Annotated in this window: 1 pseudogene; it reads left to right on the top strand. The window is 63.7% G+C overall.

The features are described 5' to 3' along the window. Positions 1-70: 70 nt before the first annotated feature. Positions 71-251: pseudogene (locus RM423_RS25265) on the top strand (IS1380 family transposase); the annotation flags it as partial.

Below are 251 nucleotides of genomic sequence, written 5' to 3' on the forward strand. Positions count from 1 at the left end.
TTCGTAAGGGCTTGCGAACGCGTCCACCAAGCGTGGGCTGCGGTCCCGGAAGGCGATGAATGCCCGAGCCATGAGCATCGATCACCACCCGGGCGTGGAAGACGAGCTTTGCGCTCCGCATGTGTTCACCTTCGGTCATGTCCGGCAGTTGGATGCGGTCGCGTCCGATTTCCTGACCGCCCTGGCCGGGCACGCGCCGCTGCTGCCCGGGATTGGTGAGTTCGCGTTCCTCGACATCGATGACACAGTGA

It is taken from the genome of Jatrophihabitans lederbergiae, from assembly GCF_031845305.1.
Taxonomy (GTDB): domain Bacteria; phylum Actinomycetota; class Actinomycetes; order Mycobacteriales; family Jatrophihabitantaceae; genus Jatrophihabitans_A; species Jatrophihabitans_A lederbergiae.